Origin of the sequence: Kribbella sp. VKM Ac-2566, from assembly GCF_004366005.1 — a bacterium.
In the GTDB taxonomy this organism is placed as follows: domain Bacteria; phylum Actinomycetota; class Actinomycetes; order Propionibacteriales; family Kribbellaceae; genus Kribbella; species Kribbella pratensis.
In genome coordinates this window covers 656,184-674,803 of the sequence record NZ_SODT01000009.1, presented here as the reverse complement: position 1 = coordinate 674,803, position 18,620 = coordinate 656,184, and the positions used below count along the sequence as shown (strand labels likewise).

Below are 18,620 nucleotides of genomic sequence, written 5' to 3'. Positions count from 1 at the left end.
ACTCGTCACGCTTGAAGCTCCCCGAGGAGCTTCTCGATCCGACCACGGATCTCGTCGCGGACCCGACGTACGACCTCGATCGGCTGACCGGCGGGATCCGTGAGCTCCCAGTCCTCGTAACGCTTGCCGGGAAAGACTGGACAGGCGTCACCGCAGCCCATCGTCACGATGACATCGCTCTCCCGAACGGCCTCGGTCTCCAGGCGCTGCGGCACAGCACCCGTGATGTCGATACCGACCTCGCGCATCGCCTCGACAGCGACCGGATTGATCTGCTCCTTCGGCTCCGACCCGGCCGAGCGAACCTCCACCGAGTCCCCCGCCAGATGCCGCAACCACCCGGCGGCCATCTGCGACCGCCCGGCATTGTGGACACAGACGAACAGAACACTTGACTTGCTCACTTGGAGGCTCCAGTCTCGGTATGAGAAGTGACAACATCGTCTGCGGCTCGTCCGGCCTGCGGATACAGCACGGCCAGCACGCCCACTCCGACAGCGGCTCCGGCAATCTGAGCGATCACGAAGCCCGGCAACGAGCCCGGGGCGATACCGGCGAACGTGTCGCTGAACGCCCGCCCGATCGTGACCGCCGGGTTGGCGAACGACGTCGACGAGGTGAACCAGTACGCCGATCCGATGTACGCACCGACCGCCGCAGGCGCCACCGCTGCGCGACCTGATGCAGCCAGGGCGAAGATCAGGACGATCAGCCCGGCTGTCGCGACGACCTCACCCAGCCACAGGTGCGGCGCGGTCCGCTCCGTCGTCGACCAGGACACTGCGGCCTCGCCGTACATCAGATTGGCAAGCACGGCACCCAGTACCGCGCCGATGATCTGCGCGGGGATGTATGCGCCGAGATCCTGTGCGGTCAGACCGCTCCCGGTCCGGCGGCCGAGCCACCAGTCCACGGCCGAGACCACCGGGTTGAAGTGGGCGCCCGACACGGGGCCGAACATCAAGATCAGCACGGCCAGCCCGAGCGCGGTAGCGAACGCGTTCTCGAGCAACTGAAGCCCGACATCGTCCGGCGACAACTTGGCCGCCGCGATACCTGACCCGACGACGACCGTGACGAGTAGACCAGTTCCGATGCCCTCGGCAACCACCCGACGCCACAGCGGCGTCACGCTCACCGGCTACTCACCATCGCCTCGCCAAACTGCTCCCGAAGGCAACGCGAGCGACAGGTCCTCTCGGTCGGTCATGATGCCGTCCCCTTCGAAACCAGTGGCGCCAGCCGATCGATCCGGCCGGCGATCTCGTCGTACGCCGCCTCGAACGCCGCGTCCGTGTCCTTCGCCGCCGGATCCGGCACCGACCAATGCACCCGCGGCCGCGTCTCCGCCGGCAGATGCTCATACGCGATATCGCACACCGCGATCACCAGATCATCGCGCTTCAGTACGTCGCTCACTTGCGCGGTGCGCCACGACGTCGGGTCGAGCCCGCGCCGCCGCGCCACCTTCACCGCCCGCGGATGCACCCGCTCAGCCGGCCGCGTCCCCGCCGACGCCGCAGGCACCTGACTATGCCGCGCCCAGATCGCCGCCGCCAACTGCGACCGCGCCGAGTTCTGCGTACAAACGAACACCACCCGCGGCACACCCTCCAGCGACGGACTAGCCACCGACGCCAACCGCTCCGGCACCAACCGCACATACGTCCGCCGCTGATCCCCCTCGGACCGCCCCCGAACGACCAGCCCAGCCTCCTCCAACACCTTCAAGTGATGCGCCACCAAATTCGTCGGCATCCCCAACAACGCCCCCAACTCCCCCGGCGCCGCATCCCCCACCCCCAACGCATCCACAACCGCCAACCGCGCAGCATCCCCCAGCGCCGCATAAACCCGCGCCCGCTCAACCAGAGAATTCCGCTCAACACCCATTGCCTCAATAATCACTGACCCAACAGGCGAGGTCAAGCGACGTTCCATTCAGCGGGCACCGACGCGCTGGCGAGATGACTCAACTACCGACTCGTGCGGCGCCGCACCCGTCATCATGACCGCGTCGCCGGTCGCCTGCGTACCGGCAGCGCGCGCAACTCATTGCCTTCAAACAGCTCGGCGTACCAGTCGCTTCGACCGTTGCCGGCTCGGGCGCTGAAACGAAAGTGCCCCCGGGAGCGATGAGCCAGCCATGAGGCGCCACCCACGAATCGCCGGTCGTCGGCGTAATACACCAACTCGTACCCAGCCTGCGCTGAGGGCGGGCGCACAACCGCGGCACGTGTTTCGCCCGCACTCCGTCCGTCGCCCGAATGTTGCCCAGGACCAGACCGGGACGCTCGGGTGACCGTCGCCACGTCCTGGTCGCGGATCGTTGGCTGGCTTGCCACCAACCAGCCGGCTACGGCTGCACTCGTCAACCCACCTGCGGCGGCCGTCGACATCCGCTACCTCCAGGCCGCGATCAATCGCCCGCTCCCAGCTGACTTGGCCGAACTGCTCGAGCTCGCCAACGGCACGGAGCACCGCGCAGTCCGGGGATCGCTCATCCCGACGCTCTACAACCTCGTCCCAGTGATGGACATGCTGTCGATCAGGCAAATGCTGCAACGGATCGAGCGTGACCTCTTCGGCCCCGACTCCCGACCAGGAGACAGCCAGCCGGCTGGGAGCCCGACAGCGGACTGGCTTGACAGCTTCCTCCCGATCGCCGACGCGGCCGACGCAGGTCTCCTGTACGTCGACTTGCGCGACGGCGACCAGTTCGGCTGCGTTTGGGAGTGGTACGCCGAGGGAGGCGTGGCGCCGGCACCGTGGTGGGCCAGCGTCAGCGAGATGATCGACGACGTCGCGTACGCACTCGCGGAAGGACGCCCCGCCCTCCAAACCTACGCAAACGGCGCCGCACAGCCAGCCCAACGACTTCCCCCGTATCTGCCAGAGGTAAACGAGGGCTACCTACGCTGGTCCGCGACCTAGAGCCCGATCGAGCCACCGAGAGAGTGCGCCTGCCAACAGCGGCGTCAACGCCGCGATGCGCTTCTCACCAAGGTCGAGATCCGGAACTCCTGGCCCAGGACGTTGACTGCGGACGGGTCGTGGACTCGACGGCCCATGCAGACGTCTTGGGTGATAGAGGCACACGTCTTGGGTGATAGAGCCTTGAGCTTGGCCCAGGCGATGGTTCTTGATGGCCGACCGGTAGTCGTCAGCGACGTCGGCGACCGCCTGCCGTTCGTGATGCGTTCCTCGAACTTCTCGATCCACAAGTCGATGCTCGGGATCGGATGTTGCCCCATGTCCCGATTGGGAACTATGGCCTGGTCATCTCAGCCCTCCACCGTCGGCGATCGATCGGGACTCAACGCCCGGCCGGGCCGATATCGGGCAAACCGAGATCGATGAGAGGCGATGAGAGACGTCGCACAACAGCGAGCGGCCGGGCGGCTCCGGCAGCCGTCGGCTCACCACCAGCCAGTAGCCGGGCACCCAGTCACTCCGCAGCGGACTCAGCCAATTGGCTGAGTAAAAGCTGACATGGAGATCCGGGGCACAGGCCGCCAACACGCGCCTGACCTGGGGTTCAGTAGGCCCCGTGCGGGACTCGAACCCACAACCCGCGGACTCTGACAAGAATGCACTCATCGTCTGTCATCAATTGCCAAATTTACCCGTGACCTGCGGATTCCCCAAACCAGGACGCGCATCGGTGATCTTGGATAGTCATCGTCTTCTGTTGATTAAGCGGAGTAAAGGACGGACAGCTCGTGATTGACGAGGTTATCGCGTGGGCTGCGGGCAGACGGGTGATATCGCGGAGTCACTGCTGCCAACGAATCTCATGCGCGGCCGGCCTCCGGCGTCATCCCAGCGGACACCTGCACTGTCCGGGCCAAATACAGGCGCCGGTGCCGCGCTCAGACCTCAGACTGGCTTGACAAGCTGGCCACAAGCCGCACCTTAAAATGCGCCAATCACTCCGGCCACCAAAGACTGGCCAGCAAGGCCTATTACGAGGACGGCACCAAAACTGACTATGGTCGCGACGAATGCCAGCCGTGCCTAGCTCAGGGGCCTAGCGGACCACCTGAGGGGCACAACTGCCCGCTCACGGAAGATCTCCGATCATGATCACCGTGGAAGTTGGTTCTTCGGGTCGTTCCCAATGCCGCCCGTACTCACGAGAGAACCGCCAGGTCATCCTCGCCAGTCATGTCGAGTGCCGGATGCTCTGGAGGAATGCCCCCGACCCGTTATCTAGCATCCAAAACGACCACCCGTTGCGGTTGGGGCTGACGTCTGGCTTGTAGTGGGCCACGACCGCCCGGGCTGCTCCCGTCGGGGATTTGAAGCTCCGGCCGGCCAGCGGTCCTGACATTATATCGATCCGGGCGGTGTCCCGGTTGAAGCTGGCGCGCGTGCGGTGACCTTCATAGTCGGCATAGATCGGGATCTCGGCAACCTTCTCCACATGAGCCTCGTCCGCAGCTGACTCAGGAGTCGACATGCTTGCGTCAGCCACCAACCTCGCCACCACCGTGCCAGCCGTGCTGTCGCTCATCCGGCCGGCAAACTCCAACGAGCGGTAGGTCTGCTCGTCCACCTCGATGGTTGCGTTCATTGTCGCCCCTTCCCTCCCTGGCGGTACAAAAGTAGTGCATACAGAGACAGCAGAGCAAGCAAACGGAGAAAATAGAGAACCTTCTTCTGACGGCGTCGCGACATGCTCGCCGCACTGGATCCGGCCGGCCAGGTGTTCCCCGGTTCCACACCCGCAAACGGGGTCGAGGTCCTTCGGGTTCCTCAGACAGCTGAACGGGATCAGGGGTGCGAGTACGACGCGCTGCCTTACTCGCCCTCGGCGGCAGCGCCATCCCAGCCGCACCGGCCAGGAGAACGCGATCGCAAGCGCCGTCCGCTTGCGTAATGCGCGCCCAACCCAAACCAGCCTTCGCCATCGACTCCACGCTGCGCTGACCCGATCACCTACTCACCGTTGCTAGACGAGGCACTAGTGTGGCTTCATCAAGTGGATCAACTGTGACGGGGTGGCTGACCACTAATCCGTCCCGCCTGGAAGGAGCGGATCGATGCTCGTGGATTCGGGGGTCACGATCGATCGTCTGCTCACCGTGGTCCGACTGGGCGATGCAGACCGCCTCGGATGGTGGCGATCACACTCTGTCGACGAGACTGCTGAGTATGTGCTCGGTGAGGCTTTTCCGAGCACATGGATGGCAACGGGAGTCGAACTCGCGATGGAGTCTGCCCGTGTCCGGCACGAGCAACTACTTGGCCGCCCGACCCAGATTCACATCTTCTCGGATTACCTGCCGTTTCATCGCCTGCTGAGGAATTGGCTGATCGAGCGCAAGATCGAACGTGATCCGGCCCCCCTCGAGTGGCTGCCCGCAGCGTCCACCGAGGACCTCAAGGCCAGGCTGCCGCTACCAAACGGCGGCGAACGGCGAGCCGACGGTCTCTACATTGGGAACTTGCGGCGCGAAGATCTTGACGATGATGCGGTGCTCAGCACGACGCTGGACACACTCACCGCCGCATTCGCGGGGACGAAGCAAGACTTCCTCGCGCCATACTTGGACCTCGTGGACTGATGGAGATTACGTCACGGATCATCAAGGGGGGAGCCTTGTTGGAGGAGTCTCGGCGATTCGTTGAGACCTGGGACGACACGCTTTCGGAAGGCGACAACCTGCAGGCCTTTCGGACAAGGAACTTTCTTGGGAAGCGGTCTCGGTCGCGAGCAGAGGACACGCTGGCGATTCTCCGCCAGCGACTGGCGTCGCAGGAGCGGTCGATTTTTCCAGTATTGCGGGCGCTGACCGTCCGAGGCGATGCCTTCCGCGACGCGTGCTACTTCGAGGCTGCGCGCAACGACGACCTCCTCGCATACATTGCTGGATCGTTGTTGTACGACGTGCGCGATAAGGGGTGGACGAAGGTGGCCGTCGATGACGTGTCCCGCGCGCTCTTGGAGGCTCAGCCTGCGCCGATTGTGGCCGAGTGGAGCGAGTCGACACGAACGCGAGTCGTCCACGGCGTTCTATCTGCTCTTCGCGACTTCGGCGTCCTCGAGGGCAGGGCGATCAAACACATCGCACCCCCACAAATCAGTTTTGGAGGCTTTGTGTACGTCGTTGGGCGGCTGCGCCAGGAGGGCGCATCCGCGCCGGAGCTTGTTGCACACAATGCTTGGCGCTGGTGGCTGCTCGATGAGCGGCAGGTTCGGGCCCACTTTCTGGAGGCTGATCGCGAGGGCGTCCTGAGGTTTTCCGAGGCGGGCTCGACGGTTCGGATTGATTGGACCATCGACGGCCTAGAGGAGATGATCCATGCCGCTGCCTGAGCCCTTGCAACAGATTGCGGACGACATACTCAGCTTCCTTCGCGATTCAACGCAGTCCAGCCCCTACGCAATCTACGTCTATGAGCCCGACAAGGAATTTGCGGTACGCGCCGAAATGCAGGATCTATCCGCGTACCTGAACGCCAAGCGCGTCGATGTCGCGACCATCTCACTCGCAGACCTGTTCTGGAAGGCCGTCGACGACTCGAACTTCTACGAGACCATCGTTGATGCCGAGGTTTCGATGCCCAATAACCACGACGTGCTCGACGATGTTCACAAGTCATTGCGCGAAATACTAAACACCTCCCCCACGCTCGCGGGACGCGTCCTGGCAGAGCTCGATACCAAACCAGACAATTGCGCCGTTATCCTCCACCGCGCTGGGGCCCTGTACCCCGTGTTCCGCACCTCAGCACTCCTGGATGATCTGCGGGAGCGGCTGCGAAGACCTGTCCTTTTGCTTTATCCCGGACACGTGGTGGACCCGTATGGTCTGAGCTTCATGAGCAAATGCGAGCCGACGCACGGCTACCGTGCGAAGATCTACCAGAGGAGCATGCTGTGAAGATCTCGGAGATCTTCCGTCACGACCTGGATCGTGAGATCAAGGAAGTCATCAAGGTCGACGACCCCGACCTGGACGACCTGGCGGCCGAACTCCAGGAGTACGTGGTCACTAATCACATCCACGACGCCCTAGTAGAGGTCCTTGACGAATACCAGGAGTCAATCAAGAAGCCATCGGAGTCCGTCAATGCATGGATCTCAGGCTTTTTTGGCTCGGGAAAGTCGTCTTTCGCGAAGGTCCTCGGATACGTCCTGGCCAATCCTGTCCTCGGTACGACGACCGCGGCTCGACTCCTAACGTCAAAACTTGACACGACCACGATTCACGCGCTCCTCAACACCATCCATAACGAGGCACCGACACTGTCGATCTTCGTCGACCTTTCCTCATCCCGGAACGTGGCCAAGGAGGGCGAGAGCATTGTCCTACCGCTGTACCGGGAACTGCTCTCGCGACTAGACTATGCCCGCAATTTCGAGCTGGCCGAGCTGGAGTACACGCTTGAGGATGATGGCCGCCTAGATGACTTCGTCGCCGCCTTTGAGCGCGCGAACAAGCGCACGTGGAAGGAACGTCGAGACGTCGCGCTTGCCAAGAACGAAGCATCCAAGGCTCTGCACGAGCTCGACCCCTCTACGTACCCGAACGCGGACAGTTGGGCAAGGACCAAGCCCGAAGTGGAGGTGACAGCCAACTGGTTCGCTGACCGAGCGCTGAACATGCTGTCGCGACGCGGTCCAGCAAAGTCACGCGTTGTCTTCATCGTCGATGAGGTCGGACAGTACGTCTCCCGCAGCGTCCAGCGAATGCTCGACCTCCAAGGTTTCGCACAGGCCTGCCAGAAGAAGGACGGTCGCCTCTGGCTGATCGCCACCGGGCAGGAGACGCTGGAGGACGTTGTCGGCTCTCTCGGCGACAAGCGGGTTGAACTTGCGCGCGTCCGTGACCGCTTCCCTTTGACGGTCGATCTAGTCCCCAGCGACATCGAGGAAGTCGTCAGCAAGCGCGTGCTGGCCAAGAACCCGGCAGGAGCGCAGGCGGTACGGGACCTTTACGACCGGTACCAGAACCAGCTTCGATCCAACGTCGCGTTGCAGAGCGCCACTCGTGGCAGCGACTTCACGGGTGACGAGTTCACCCGCGTCTACCCACTGGTGCCCTACCAGGTGCAGCTCTTCATCGACGCAGTATCGGCGTTACGCGCAGTCGGCGGCGCAGGCCCGATGGTCGGCGGGGCCAACCGCACCCTCATCCGGCTCGCGCATCAGCTGGTCAAGACGGCGCTTGCGAATCAGGACGTAGGAGCCTTGGCAACCGTGCCGAAGGCTTACGACTTGATGGACGAGATGATCCCCACGGCGTGGCGTGGGGAGATCGACCAGATCGCGCATCGGCATCCTGACAGTACGTTGATGGTCGAGGTGAGTAAGGCAATCGCGCTGACGTCGAATGTCCGGGCCCTGAAGCTCGATGACCACAACCTTGCTGTGCTGACCCACCCGTCAGTCGACGCCGAGACCAATCGGCCCGCCGTCAAGGACGCTTTGGCGATCCTCGTGTCCGAGGAGGCCATCCGAGAAGGCGAAGACGGCTATCGCTTGCAGTCTCCGCAGGAGAAGGACTGGGAGAAGGCGCGTCGGTCACGTGAGATGAAGTCCGGTGACTTCAACCGTCTGTTGCGTGACAGGCACCTTAAGGACATGCTTCGAGGGTTGACCGCGTCGGCGGCGCGGGAGTTCAAAGTCCAGGTTTTTTATGACGACGACAAGCTGCTCGACGGTGACGTTACCCTTCGGATCTACGAGGGCGCGGAGGATCAGAGCGATCGGGCGGTCACTCGATCGCGAGAAGAAGCTCACCAGGACGATGTGTTTCTCGTCTTCGCCCGCGGCGACAAGACCTGGCGTGATGCGGAGGAGGTCTTCCGCTCGTCCGAGGCCATTAAGGAGGCAGAAGCCCGGTCCCTTGACTCAAGCGAGACCGAGCTCCTGCATGAGGAACGTAAACGCCTCGACCGCGCGGTACGCCGGTTCGAGCGCAGCCTTCGCGAGGACCTGCTCTCAGGCGTCATCGTGTTCCGCGGCAACCGACAGCCGCTCGATGGTCAGGACTTGCGTCCAGCGCTCGCGAAGTCGATGGCAGAGCGTGTCTCCGAGATCTATACGCGCCTGAGCGAGTTCGCGGCGCCCGTGTCACGTACCGACGCCTTGAGCATCCTGCGATCCGACGACCTGGCCGGCCTTCCCGATCGCCTCGGACCGGACGGTCTCGGTGTGCTCAAGCTCGAAGCGGACGGATACAAGATCGACGAGGACGGCCCGGTTGCCGACTTCGTGCGCATCGCCAACGAACGGGCGGACTATGGTCACGAGGCGACCGGAAAGTACCTAGAGAGCCGCTTCCAAGGGCCCCCGTACGGCGCCGAGGTCGACGTCGTCCTGATCCTGGCAGCAGCCGCCGTCCGGGCCGGCCTTCTCAGCGTCACTCACGGCGGTGTTCGGTTGACCGCCAGGACGGACGCCCGTCTCGACCAGGTCCTGTCTACCCTGCCAAAGTTTCGATCTGCGTCGTTCACGCCGCCGGCCACAGGCGTTGACGCGGAAACGCGTGTGCGCGTCGCCAAGTTGCTCCACCACGACCTAATTGGCGAGAAGCCGCCAGTTGCGACTGGCGAACTGGCCACCTTCGCTCGACGGCGGCTCGAAGACGACCGTGAAAACGTCCTGCACCTATCAGCCGTCCTCACCGGCATGCAGATCCCGTTGCCGGAGTCGGTTGCTCGGGCGGCAAGCACGCTCAGACGTGTGCGCACAGAGCAGGACGACGACGCGCTGATCTTGGCGCTGGATATCGGGCGTGCCGATCTCAAGGATGGTGTGCTAGCAGCACGATCCATCCGAGGCCTGATCGACGACGAGAGCAACCTAGCGACGTTGTCAGCCGCCCGCGGCGAGCTGGTTGTGGCTGGAGGAGACCTTCCCGCTGTAGCGCGCGAGGCTCGCGATACGAGTCGCGAAATCCTTGACTCAGCGGCATGGGCTGAGCGGTTTGCGGAACTCCGTGGCGCTGTCGAGACCGTCCGCACGGCACGTGCCGAGCGTTGGGAAGAAGCACGTCGAGAACTCGACGAGGCAATGTCCGCGGCGCGCGAACAAGCTGGCTTGTTGCTTGACCAAGTTACTGATGCTGCTCGCGCTGAGTTTGAAACTTCCCTCCGTGCTATGGCTGTTCCAGACAACGCCGATGTGGGAACTGGCCCATCTCGCGAGACGATGATGGCCCGCGTCGGACGGCTCCCCCAACTCGTCAATGACCTGCGTGCGAGCGTCGGACGCGACACACCAACTCGCCAGGTACGGATCGTCGAGCTCTATACCGAGCCGGTCCGCAGCGAGGCCGAGCTGACCGCGTTGTTGGCACGCGTTCGCCAGGCCGCTGAGGAGGCCCTTGACGCCGGCGAGTACTTCCTGCTGATCTGAGGAGCACCACGTGACCCTTTCGAAGCTGACGCGTGACAGCCTCAGTCGAACCGTCAGAGCATTGCGCTGGCTGTTCGAGGACGAGTTCGGCAAGCAAGCGTCGGGCCGTTTCGGGATCCGCGACACCCCACGGCCTGGCCCGGACAAAATTGACTCTCTCGCGGATTGGCTGGATCCGGTCGAGAATCTGTCACTCACCCCCGTCGAGATCGCGCAGCGCGACGAGCTCATCCACGCGTTGCGCTACCTATGCTCCGAAGGGCTGAGCGGAGGTGGCGCCGTACAACGGCTGATACGCGAGGCTGCATTCACTGCTGTCAACCGTCTCCTAGCGGTGCGCGTGGCGGAGGCAATCGGGGTGGTGCCTGAAGTGCTGGCGCGCGGCCGGCAATCGGCCGGATACCGTGATGCGGTTGGAGATCTGTTTCCAGTCCTCGCCCACGATGAGGGAAGTTATTGGGCCTATGTGCAGGTCGCCGGCGATGAGCTCTCGTCCGGGGTGCCGCGGTTATTTGACCGTCGCCACCCTGCCTCGGCCTTCGCGCCATCGCGGGCATGTCTGGACAAGGCGTTGGAACTCATCGACCTACCCGAGCTGGCGAGTGCGTGGGCAGAACCCGAAGCGCTCGGTTGGAGTTACCAGTTCTTCAACGCAGACGACGTTGCTGTCATGCGGTCCGAGTCTGCCCAGCCCCGCAACTCACGTGAACTAGCCGTACGCAACCAATTCTTCACCCCGCGGTACGTCGTGGACTGGCTCGTACAGAACACGCTCGGTCGTCGCCTGGCCCAAGCAGCCTACAATGTCGACCTACCGCTGCTCGTCGGTGAGTCCGGTGACAACCGGCCCCTCGCCCTCGAGGACATTCGAGTCCTGGACCCGGCCGTCGGATCGGGACATTTTCTGCTCGGCTGCTATGACTTGCTGGAGCAGGCATGGATAGCCAGAGGTCTCGACTCGTCTGAGGCGGCGGCGAAGATTCTGCCCTGCCTGTTCGGAGTGGATATCGACCCGAGGGCAGCCCAGGTCGCTCAGGCAGTACTGCTGCTAAGGGCGCGCCGCGCCGCCCCGGCCGCCGAACTGACGGCCCCGACCATCGTGACAGCGGTCGCACTTCCCCACAGCTCCGAGTTGCAGCAAGAAGCGTTCGGCGGTCTATCGTCCAACGCGCGTGACCTTGCGGACACGATTGCAGATGCGCTTTCGCGGGCCCCGCAGCTTGGGACACTCTTGAAGGTTGAGCAACGACTCGCGAGCGAGCTGAATCGCGTTCTTACCACGCCCAAGCTTGCACTTGATGCGAACGAGACAGCTGTTGTCGAGGAACTGAACCACGCTCTGGAACGCCTTGTGACCGCAACCTCGACAGCCGAAGAACGAATGTTCACCGCTGATGCTAAAGATGCGCTGAGATTCCTCGCTATCTGCCAGAACCGCTACGACGCGGTTCTGATGAACCCGCCGTTCGGTGATCCAATCCAGGAGACCAGGGATTACATCAGAGCCGCATATGGTGTCGCTGCCACAGACATGTACGCGGCGTTCGTCGCCCGTGGAGTCGAGCTTCTCAAGCCGGAAGGCTACGTCGGCGCGATCACTTCCCGAACAGGATTCTTCCTTACCAGCTTCCGCGAATGGCGATCTGAGCTCCTTCTTCCCCGCCTACGCGCTATGCTCGACCTCGGCGTCGGAGTTATGCACAACGCCATGGTGGAATCAGCTGCATACGTCGTCCAGGCCGCGCCGCACAACGGAAGCGCTGCATTCCGGCGTCTTCTTGATGAGCCTGACCTCGCGATCGCCGTATACGGCGGCGCCGGGCCGACCTACGAACGCCATCCACGAGACTTCCGCGCGATCCCCGAGGAGCCAGCGGCATACTGGCTTCCTGAGCCGCTCCTAAGAACTTTCTCCTCCGCGCCGGCACTGGAGGGCACTGCGAGACTCATCGCGCGACGGGGCGCATATACGGGCGATGACTTCCGATACTTGCGGCTTTGGTGGGAATGCCCGGAGTCAGGCAGTATTGAGAGCGGCCATCGATGGGTCAACTTCGCCAAGGGAGGCGAATACTCCCCGTATTACAGCGACATCGTCCTTACGGTCGATTGGGACCATGACCGCGGCACCTTCAACGACTTTCACGGCAGAAAGGGCCGGCCCAGCGAGATACCTGAGAACAGGGACCTCTTCGGCCAGCCCGGACTCGGGTGGTCGCGACGAAGTCAGAAGGGCTTCTCTGTCCGACCAGTGATGGCTGGCACGATATTCGCGGACAAAGGCCCCATGGTGCTCGCGCCGGGCGGTAGTGCGAGCGACCTCGATGCTGTACTGGCCTACCTCAACAGCGGCCTGGCGGCTGCCACCCTTGAAGCGATGGTCGCGTTCGGTTCCTATGAAGTTGGGGCTGTACAACGCCTGCCGTTCTTGCGTCCACCAGACGAGGCGTCGAGGGTGTCTCGCACCTTGACCGAGGCATTGCGCCGCGAGGGCGAACGTGTGGAGACCGACCATCTGTTCGTTTCGCCATGGTCTGGCGCCCCAGCAAATCGTGAACAACTGGTGAGATGGAGCCGCGAGATCGATCAGCTGGTGGCAAAGGCGATCGGTCACTACGAGCCGATCGTGCCTCTCTCGGCCACCTACCCCACGAAGTGGCTCGAGGAGGATTTCGAACCGGTCCCGGAGCCCGGCCCGCACGAGGAGCTGTCATACCTCGTCGGCGTAGCTTTTGGCCGCTGGGACGTCCGCTATGCCACAGGCGAGGCGGAGCCACTAGCGATGCCGGACCCCTTTGATCCGCTGCCTCGGGTCGCGAGGGGCATGTTGGTGGAGGAAGACGGCGTTCCGGCGTCGCGGCCGCCGAAGGACTACCCGCTTCCGCTGCCCCCAGACCTGCTGCTTCACGACGACCCCGGCCACCCGGCCGATGTCGTAACGGCCGTGCACCGCACCGCCGAAATCGTGACGTCCGGCGGAGGGCCACAAACCTTGCGGCTCACGTCCGAAATCCGCGACCTTCGCAAGTACGTCCGCGACAAGTTCTTTGCCGCACATTTGAAGCAGTATTCCAGGTCCCGTCGGTCCGCGCCGATCTACTGGCAACTGGCGGTGCCGTCTAAGCGATGGGGGCTGTGGCTCTACGCACCGGCGCTGTCTCGGGAGAGCCTGTTCGCGATCTCCCGAGCGGCACACGACAAGATGGCTGCTCTTAGTGACAAGATCGCCCAGATCCGGGCCGGGCTCGCTAGGGGCGACGATCGTGAGCTCCGCCATCAAGCCGAGTCGCTCGAGGACCTACTTACCGAGATCGAAAAGTTCGCTGCGACCGCAGATGTTGCGGCGCAGTCGGGATGGGAGCCAGACCTCAATGACGGCTTCGTCCTCAATGCTGCACCACTCGAAGCACTGTTCGTGAACAGAGTCTGGAGGACTCAGATCACAGCACATCACAAGGTTCTCCAGAAGGGTGGGTACCCATGGGCGAGCGTGCAGAGCCAGTTCTACGGACGGCGCCCATGAGCGAAATGCGGCGGTACCTCACTGACCAGCTCGCGCGCAAGGTCGATCGCCATCGGGTGGTCCTGTGGGTCGACCCACAGGGGGAGTACAGGGACATCGCGGACGAGCTCGTGCCCGTCGGTGTCATCTTCGAGCCGTTCCGCGGCAGCTGGTACGAACTGCGGCGGCGGGCCGAGCGCACCTTTGCCCGCAGCAACCCGCGGCTTGTCGTCTATCTCGATGCGGACGAGCCTCAAGAGGATCCTCTCGGCGAGCTGCGTGCTGCTGGCATCGAGTACCGCCCACGCCTGGCAACTGTCCTCCGCACGACGCTGAAGAATGAACTGACAGCGGCCAAGATCGAGGAGATCGCCAATGCTGCGGACTCTCTGACCGCGGCCGAGGCGCTGATCGAGGGAGGCGTCACCGCTGGGCCCGCCCGCCTCGTTCAGGCACTCAGGACAGCTGACACGTCAGAGCTCCTTTTGAAGCTTGCAAACGGCGAACTGGCCGACGAAATGTTGAAAGCCGAGGCTGCGTCGTACATCGAAACGATGGTGGGTGGGTCGTTTGCTGCCAACCTCAAGGACATGCCTGATGCTCTCGCACGTCACCTCGTGCTGTGTGAGCTGCGCGAAACGCTTTCACTGCTGCCGGTGTCGGTCGCGGGCTCGATCGGTACGACGACGGTCGAGCAGCGGAGGCGGGCGGTCCAAGCACTGGACAGGTGGCAGTCCGACCGTCGATACCTCGGGTCCTTCCGCCAGTCAATGAAGCGGGTGGAGCCTCAGCTTGCCCTCGGTGAGCAGCTGGAGTGGGACGACGCTCTCGCCGATCTCGACACACTCCCGGCATATGAGGAGGTCGCGTTCGCCGAATTCTGCCGACGAATCAACAGCGGCCAGTTCGCGCTAGGCGAAGATCTTGCCGAAACTCGCCTTGCGAACAGCATCTGGGTGCTGGGGGCGGACGAAACGGATGTCTGGCGTGCGCGCTGGCGAGTTAGTCGCGGCTGTGCGCAGCTGCGCCGCCTCATCAACAGCGCCGAAGAACTGACGTCGAGACCTGACACCACGGCACGTCTCCAGGCGTACGCTCAAGATCTTTTCGAGGTCGATCGTGCGCACCGTGGACTCGAACTCGCGTTGCTCGAACTTGATGAGCAGAGGGGGCTGGAGGTCGCGATCCGCGATGCCCGCATCGCCTACGAGTCGTGGCTCGACACCTATCTGCGCGGGTTTACGCAAGCAGTGGTCGATGGCGGACTCACACATGACGGTCTGCTCGCGCAGGGACAGATCCATGCGGAGGTTGTAGCTCCGATGGCGAAACACGGGACCATCGCCTACTTTCTGGTCGATGCCCTGCGATTCGAACTCGGGCGCGACCTGGTGGACGCGCTACGGCGGCCGTTCCCCGACGGGTCCATTGAGTTGCGACCTGCCGTGGCGCTACTCCCCTCGATCACCCGTGTCGGGATGGCCAACCTCTGCCCTGGTGCGGAAGGGGGTCTCGACTTACGACTCAGCGACAAGGGAAAGCTCGAGGTCCGAATTGGCGGCGAGTCGATCGATGGAGTACCAGCACGCATTGCTCGTCTCCAAGCTGCCCATGGCACCGTCGTTGATCTCACCCTCGACGACGTGTTCCGAAGCGAAGTAGCAGAACTCGGGGAGCGCATCGACGGCTCCAACCTCGTACTCGTTAGGTCCCAGGAGATCGACGAGACCGGCGAGGGCGGAAAGATCAGCGCCGGCCTTCAGGCTTTCAGCGTTACTGTGAGGCATCTGCAGCGAGCCGTGTCTCGCCTCGCGAACCATGGCGTGTCACGTTTCGTCATCACGGCAGATCACGGGTTCATCAGCCTCACTCGCGAGCTTGGCCAGTCCCGAATCATCGAAAAGCCCGGCGGACAGGGAGACCTGCACCGACGGGCATTTATCGGACGAGGTGGCACCGCAGGTGAGGCGCTGATGCGTATCCCGCTCGCGGACATCGGAGTGTCGAGTGACCTAGACGTACTCGTCCCACGAGGCCTCGCGCTCATCTCCGGAGGCGGCGCACGCGGCTTCTTCCATGGCGGGTGCTCACCACAGGAGCTCGTGGTGCCTGTTGTCACAATTGAGGTCGAGCCACCGCAAGGTGTCGCCGTGATGAGCGTCAACGCCTCAATCGCGTCAAAGATCACCAGCCAGGTGTTCACCGCGAAAGTCGTGCTGAACGCCGACCTGCTAAGCGCTCCGATTGAGGTTAGGGCAGTAGCCGTCCTGCAGGGTGGAGTCGAGACTGGCGTCTTGGTTACGGCGGGCGGTGCCGAGACCGATGCCGGCTTCGTCAGGCTGGTACCAGGCGAAGAGGTGACGTTGGGTTTCCGGCTCACGACTACACTCGAGCGCGGAGACAAGGTCGAGTTACATGTATTTGACGCGAGGACGGATAGGCGTCTCGCTACTAGCGACACGCCGGCGACCGTAGCCCGGCGCCTGGAGGTAGACGATGAGTTCGCCTGATGCCCTTGATCGACTCGCGAACGAAGCTTTTTCTGGTCGGGTGGTCCGGAAAGATCTGCTGCGGCGGGCCAAGGTCGGCGCCAACGTTCCTGTTTATGTCCTTGAGTACCTCCTTGGCAAGTACTGCGCCTCTGACGACCCCGAGGCAGTCGAGGTCGGGCTGACCGAGGTCAACCGTCAGCTGACCGAACATTTCGTTTGGCCTGGCGAGGCCAGCAAGATCCAGGCGAAACTCAAGCAGAAGGGCAAGTACCGAGTCATCGACAAAGTCAAAGCCCGACTCATCGAAAGCGACAACAAGATTTGGGCTGAGCTCGTCAACTTCGGCAGTCAGTTCGTGCACGTTCCCGAGAGCGTCTGGCAGAGGTACGACCGACTCTTCGAAAGCGGCGTATGGGCGCAAGTCGACCTTATCTACGACGAGACGGACGACGACCCGGTAGGCTCACGTCGTCCGTTCTGGATCGAGTCTTTCCGTCCCATTCAGGTCGCAGCATTCGACCTCGACGAGTACCGCGAGTCTCGCTCGGCTCTGGATCGTGACACGTGGCTCGACCTGCTCATTCGATCAATCGGCTTCGAGCCCAAGCATTTCGACAACCGACTTAAACTGCACTACCTCAGCCGGCTCATTCCGATGTGCGAGCGCAACTACAACCTAGTCGAGCTCGGCCCGCGAGGAACCGGCAAGTCATTCGTCTACCGCGAAATCTCACCGAACTCGCATTTGGTCTCAGGTGGCAAAACCACCGTCCCGCAGCTGTTCGGATATCTCAACCGCAGGGCCAACCCTGGACTCATCCCCGTCTGGGACGTCGTTGCCTTCGACGAGATCAGCGGAATCGAGTTCTCCGATTCGACCGCCGTCCAGATGCTGAAGGATTACATGGAGTCCGGATCGTTCTCACGCGGCAAGGACGAGACGCCCTCAGAAGCCTCGATCGTGTTCCTCGGCAACACAGATCTTCCAGCCGAGACACTGATCAAGACATCTCACCTGTTCGCTGACTTGCCTCGGGCGATGAAGGACCCAGCGTTCCTCGACCGCATCCACTTCTACCTACCCGGCTGGGAGGTTCCGAAGATGGAGCAACAGTTCTTCACCAGCCACTACGGATTGGTCGCTGACTACCTCTCCGAAGCACTCCGCGAGCTTCGCAAGTTCAGCTACGCGGACGCTATCACCACCGATTTCTCCTTCGGATCGCACTTAAACGCCCGCGATGAGAGAGCAGTGAAGAAGACGGTGTCTGGGTTTCTCAAGCTGCTGCACCCGGACGAGCGGTACACCCACAGCGACCTGCGCCAATACCTCGAGATCGCAATCGAAGCCCGGCGGCGCGTGAAAGAGCAGCTCAAGGTCCTTGCACCGCACGAGTACGCGAAGGTTTCGTTCTCATACTTGGAGAACGACACTCAACGGGAGCTGTTCGTCGAGACTCCTGAGAAGCCTGAGGGCGTCGACATCACTGCAGCCGCCGACCTTGGCGTCAGCGAAACCAGGGTGTTGGAACATGCCGAAGACCTCTCCATCGTGCAGCTCCTCCAGATGCCCGAAAGCCAGACCCTTGAGTTCAAGAGCTCCATGCGATACGACCTCAAAGGGGGTGGGGTCAACAAGGTCCTTGAGCAGGTCATTGTCAAGTCGGTATCCGGGCTGATGAACGCCCAAGGCGGTGTTCTCCTGATTGGGGTGTCGGATGATGGCGACGTGGTTGGCATAGAAAAAGACGTCAAGGTGCTGCCGCAACGCCAGGACTTGGACTTCTACGAGAACCACCTCACGACACTGCTCGAGAACGGTATAGGAGGTGCCGCAGCGTCGAACGTCCGGGTTCGATTCGAGGAGATCAGCGGCCGGACCGTGTGCCGCGTAGCGGTCAAGGCAAGCGCGAAGCCCGTGTGGACAAGGCAGAAGGGTCAAGATGATGTCTTGTTCGTGCGCCTTAACAACTCCACTAGACCACTTGGTGCACGAGAGGCCTTCAACTACATCAGCGAGCACTTCCACTAGGCGTCCGTTCGATGGTCCGCGGATCGATCTGAAGCGGGGGTTGGCCACCGCGCAGCCGCTTCTCCACCAGATCGGAGCCGACGCAGCGCTGGTCCCACCTAGTCACCCCGGCAAGCCGCTGCCCTACACGACCGCTGTCGCAAATTCGCCCGCGGGCGCACGCAGGGGACACATGTCTCGCCGCGGCGATCCGGCTGGCCGTCACCATCCTCTTGGCGTTCG

General features: G+C 62.8%; 12 protein-coding genes. 8 read left to right on the top strand and 4 right to left on the bottom strand.

Annotation, left to right across the window (positions count from 1 at the left end; translation table 11 throughout):
• Nucleotides 1-5: 5 nt before the first annotated feature.
• From EV647_RS14660 to EV647_RS14650, 3 genes are all read right to left on the bottom strand, one after another.
• Nucleotides 6-404: an arsenate reductase ArsC gene (locus tag EV647_RS14660; RefSeq protein WP_202876169.1), complete on the bottom strand. Its 399-nt coding sequence runs from the start codon at nucleotides 402-404 to the stop codon at nucleotides 6-8.
• On the bottom strand, nucleotides 401-1,138 hold the full coding sequence (locus tag EV647_RS14655; RefSeq protein WP_134003022.1) for an MIP/aquaporin family protein: 738 nt from the start codon (nucleotides 1,136-1,138) through the stop codon (nucleotides 401-403). The genes EV647_RS14660 and EV647_RS14655 overlap by 4 nt, the downstream gene beginning before the upstream one ends.
• A gap of 68 nt (nucleotides 1,139-1,206) precedes the next feature.
• Nucleotides 1,207-1,893, bottom strand: a complete 687-nt coding sequence (locus tag EV647_RS14650; protein WP_134003020.1) for a helix-turn-helix domain-containing protein — start codon at nucleotides 1,891-1,893, stop codon at nucleotides 1,207-1,209.
• Between the two features lie 405 nt (nucleotides 1,894-2,298).
• Between EV647_RS14650 and EV647_RS14645 the strand changes: the two genes are divergently transcribed.
• Entirely contained in the window at nucleotides 2,299-2,934 is a 636-nt protein-coding gene (locus EV647_RS14645; RefSeq protein ID WP_134003018.1) for an SMI1/KNR4 family protein, read from the top strand.
• Between the two features lie 1,231 nt (nucleotides 2,935-4,165).
• On the opposite strand, the gene EV647_RS14640 is transcribed toward EV647_RS14645, so the two are convergent.
• Complete coding sequence (locus tag EV647_RS14640) at nucleotides 4,166-4,576, bottom strand: hypothetical protein (RefSeq protein WP_134003016.1); 411 nt, start codon at nucleotides 4,574-4,576, stop codon at nucleotides 4,166-4,168.
• Nucleotides 4,577-5,045: 469 nt separating this feature from the next.
• Here EV647_RS14640 and EV647_RS14635 point away from each other — a divergent pair, with 469 nt between their 5' ends.
• Genes EV647_RS14635 through brxL form a run of 7 tightly spaced genes read left to right on the top strand, consistent with a single transcriptional unit; the run spans nucleotide 5,046 to nucleotide 18,398 of the window.
• Nucleotides 5,046-5,570 carry a BrxE family protein gene (locus tag EV647_RS14635; protein WP_134003014.1) on the top strand — a complete coding sequence of 175 codons (525 nt, stop codon included), beginning with the start codon at nucleotides 5,046-5,048 and terminating at the stop codon, nucleotides 5,568-5,570.
• Nucleotides 5,570-6,322, top strand: coding sequence for a BrxA family protein (locus EV647_RS14630; protein WP_134003012.1), 753 nt, complete (start codon nucleotides 5,570-5,572; stop codon nucleotides 6,320-6,322). Before EV647_RS14635 ends, EV647_RS14630 begins: the two co-directional genes overlap by 1 nt.
• Entirely contained in the window at nucleotides 6,309-6,890 is a 582-nt protein-coding gene (locus EV647_RS14625; protein WP_134003010.1) for a BREX protein BrxB domain-containing protein, read from the top strand. The genes EV647_RS14630 and EV647_RS14625 overlap by 14 nt, the downstream gene beginning before the upstream one ends.
• Complete coding sequence (gene brxC, locus EV647_RS14620; RefSeq protein WP_166680331.1) at nucleotides 6,887-10,372, top strand: BREX system P-loop protein BrxC; 3,486 nt, start codon at nucleotides 6,887-6,889, stop codon at nucleotides 10,370-10,372. Before EV647_RS14625 ends, brxC begins: the two co-directional genes overlap by 4 nt.
• 10 nt (nucleotides 10,373-10,382) lie before the next feature.
• On the top strand, nucleotides 10,383-13,895 hold the full coding sequence (locus EV647_RS14615; RefSeq protein ID WP_134003006.1) for a hypothetical protein: 3,513 nt from the start codon (nucleotides 10,383-10,385) through the stop codon (nucleotides 13,893-13,895).
• Complete coding sequence (locus EV647_RS14610) at nucleotides 13,892-16,384, top strand: PglZ domain-containing protein (protein WP_166680330.1); 2,493 nt, start codon at nucleotides 13,892-13,894, stop codon at nucleotides 16,382-16,384. The genes EV647_RS14615 and EV647_RS14610 overlap by 4 nt, the downstream gene beginning before the upstream one ends.
• Nucleotides 16,371-18,398, top strand: a complete 2,028-nt coding sequence (brxL, locus tag EV647_RS14605; RefSeq protein ID WP_134003002.1) for a protease Lon-related BREX system protein BrxL — start codon at nucleotides 16,371-16,373, stop codon at nucleotides 18,396-18,398. Before EV647_RS14610 ends, brxL begins: the two co-directional genes overlap by 14 nt.
• Nucleotides 18,399-18,620: the final 222 nt, after the last annotated feature.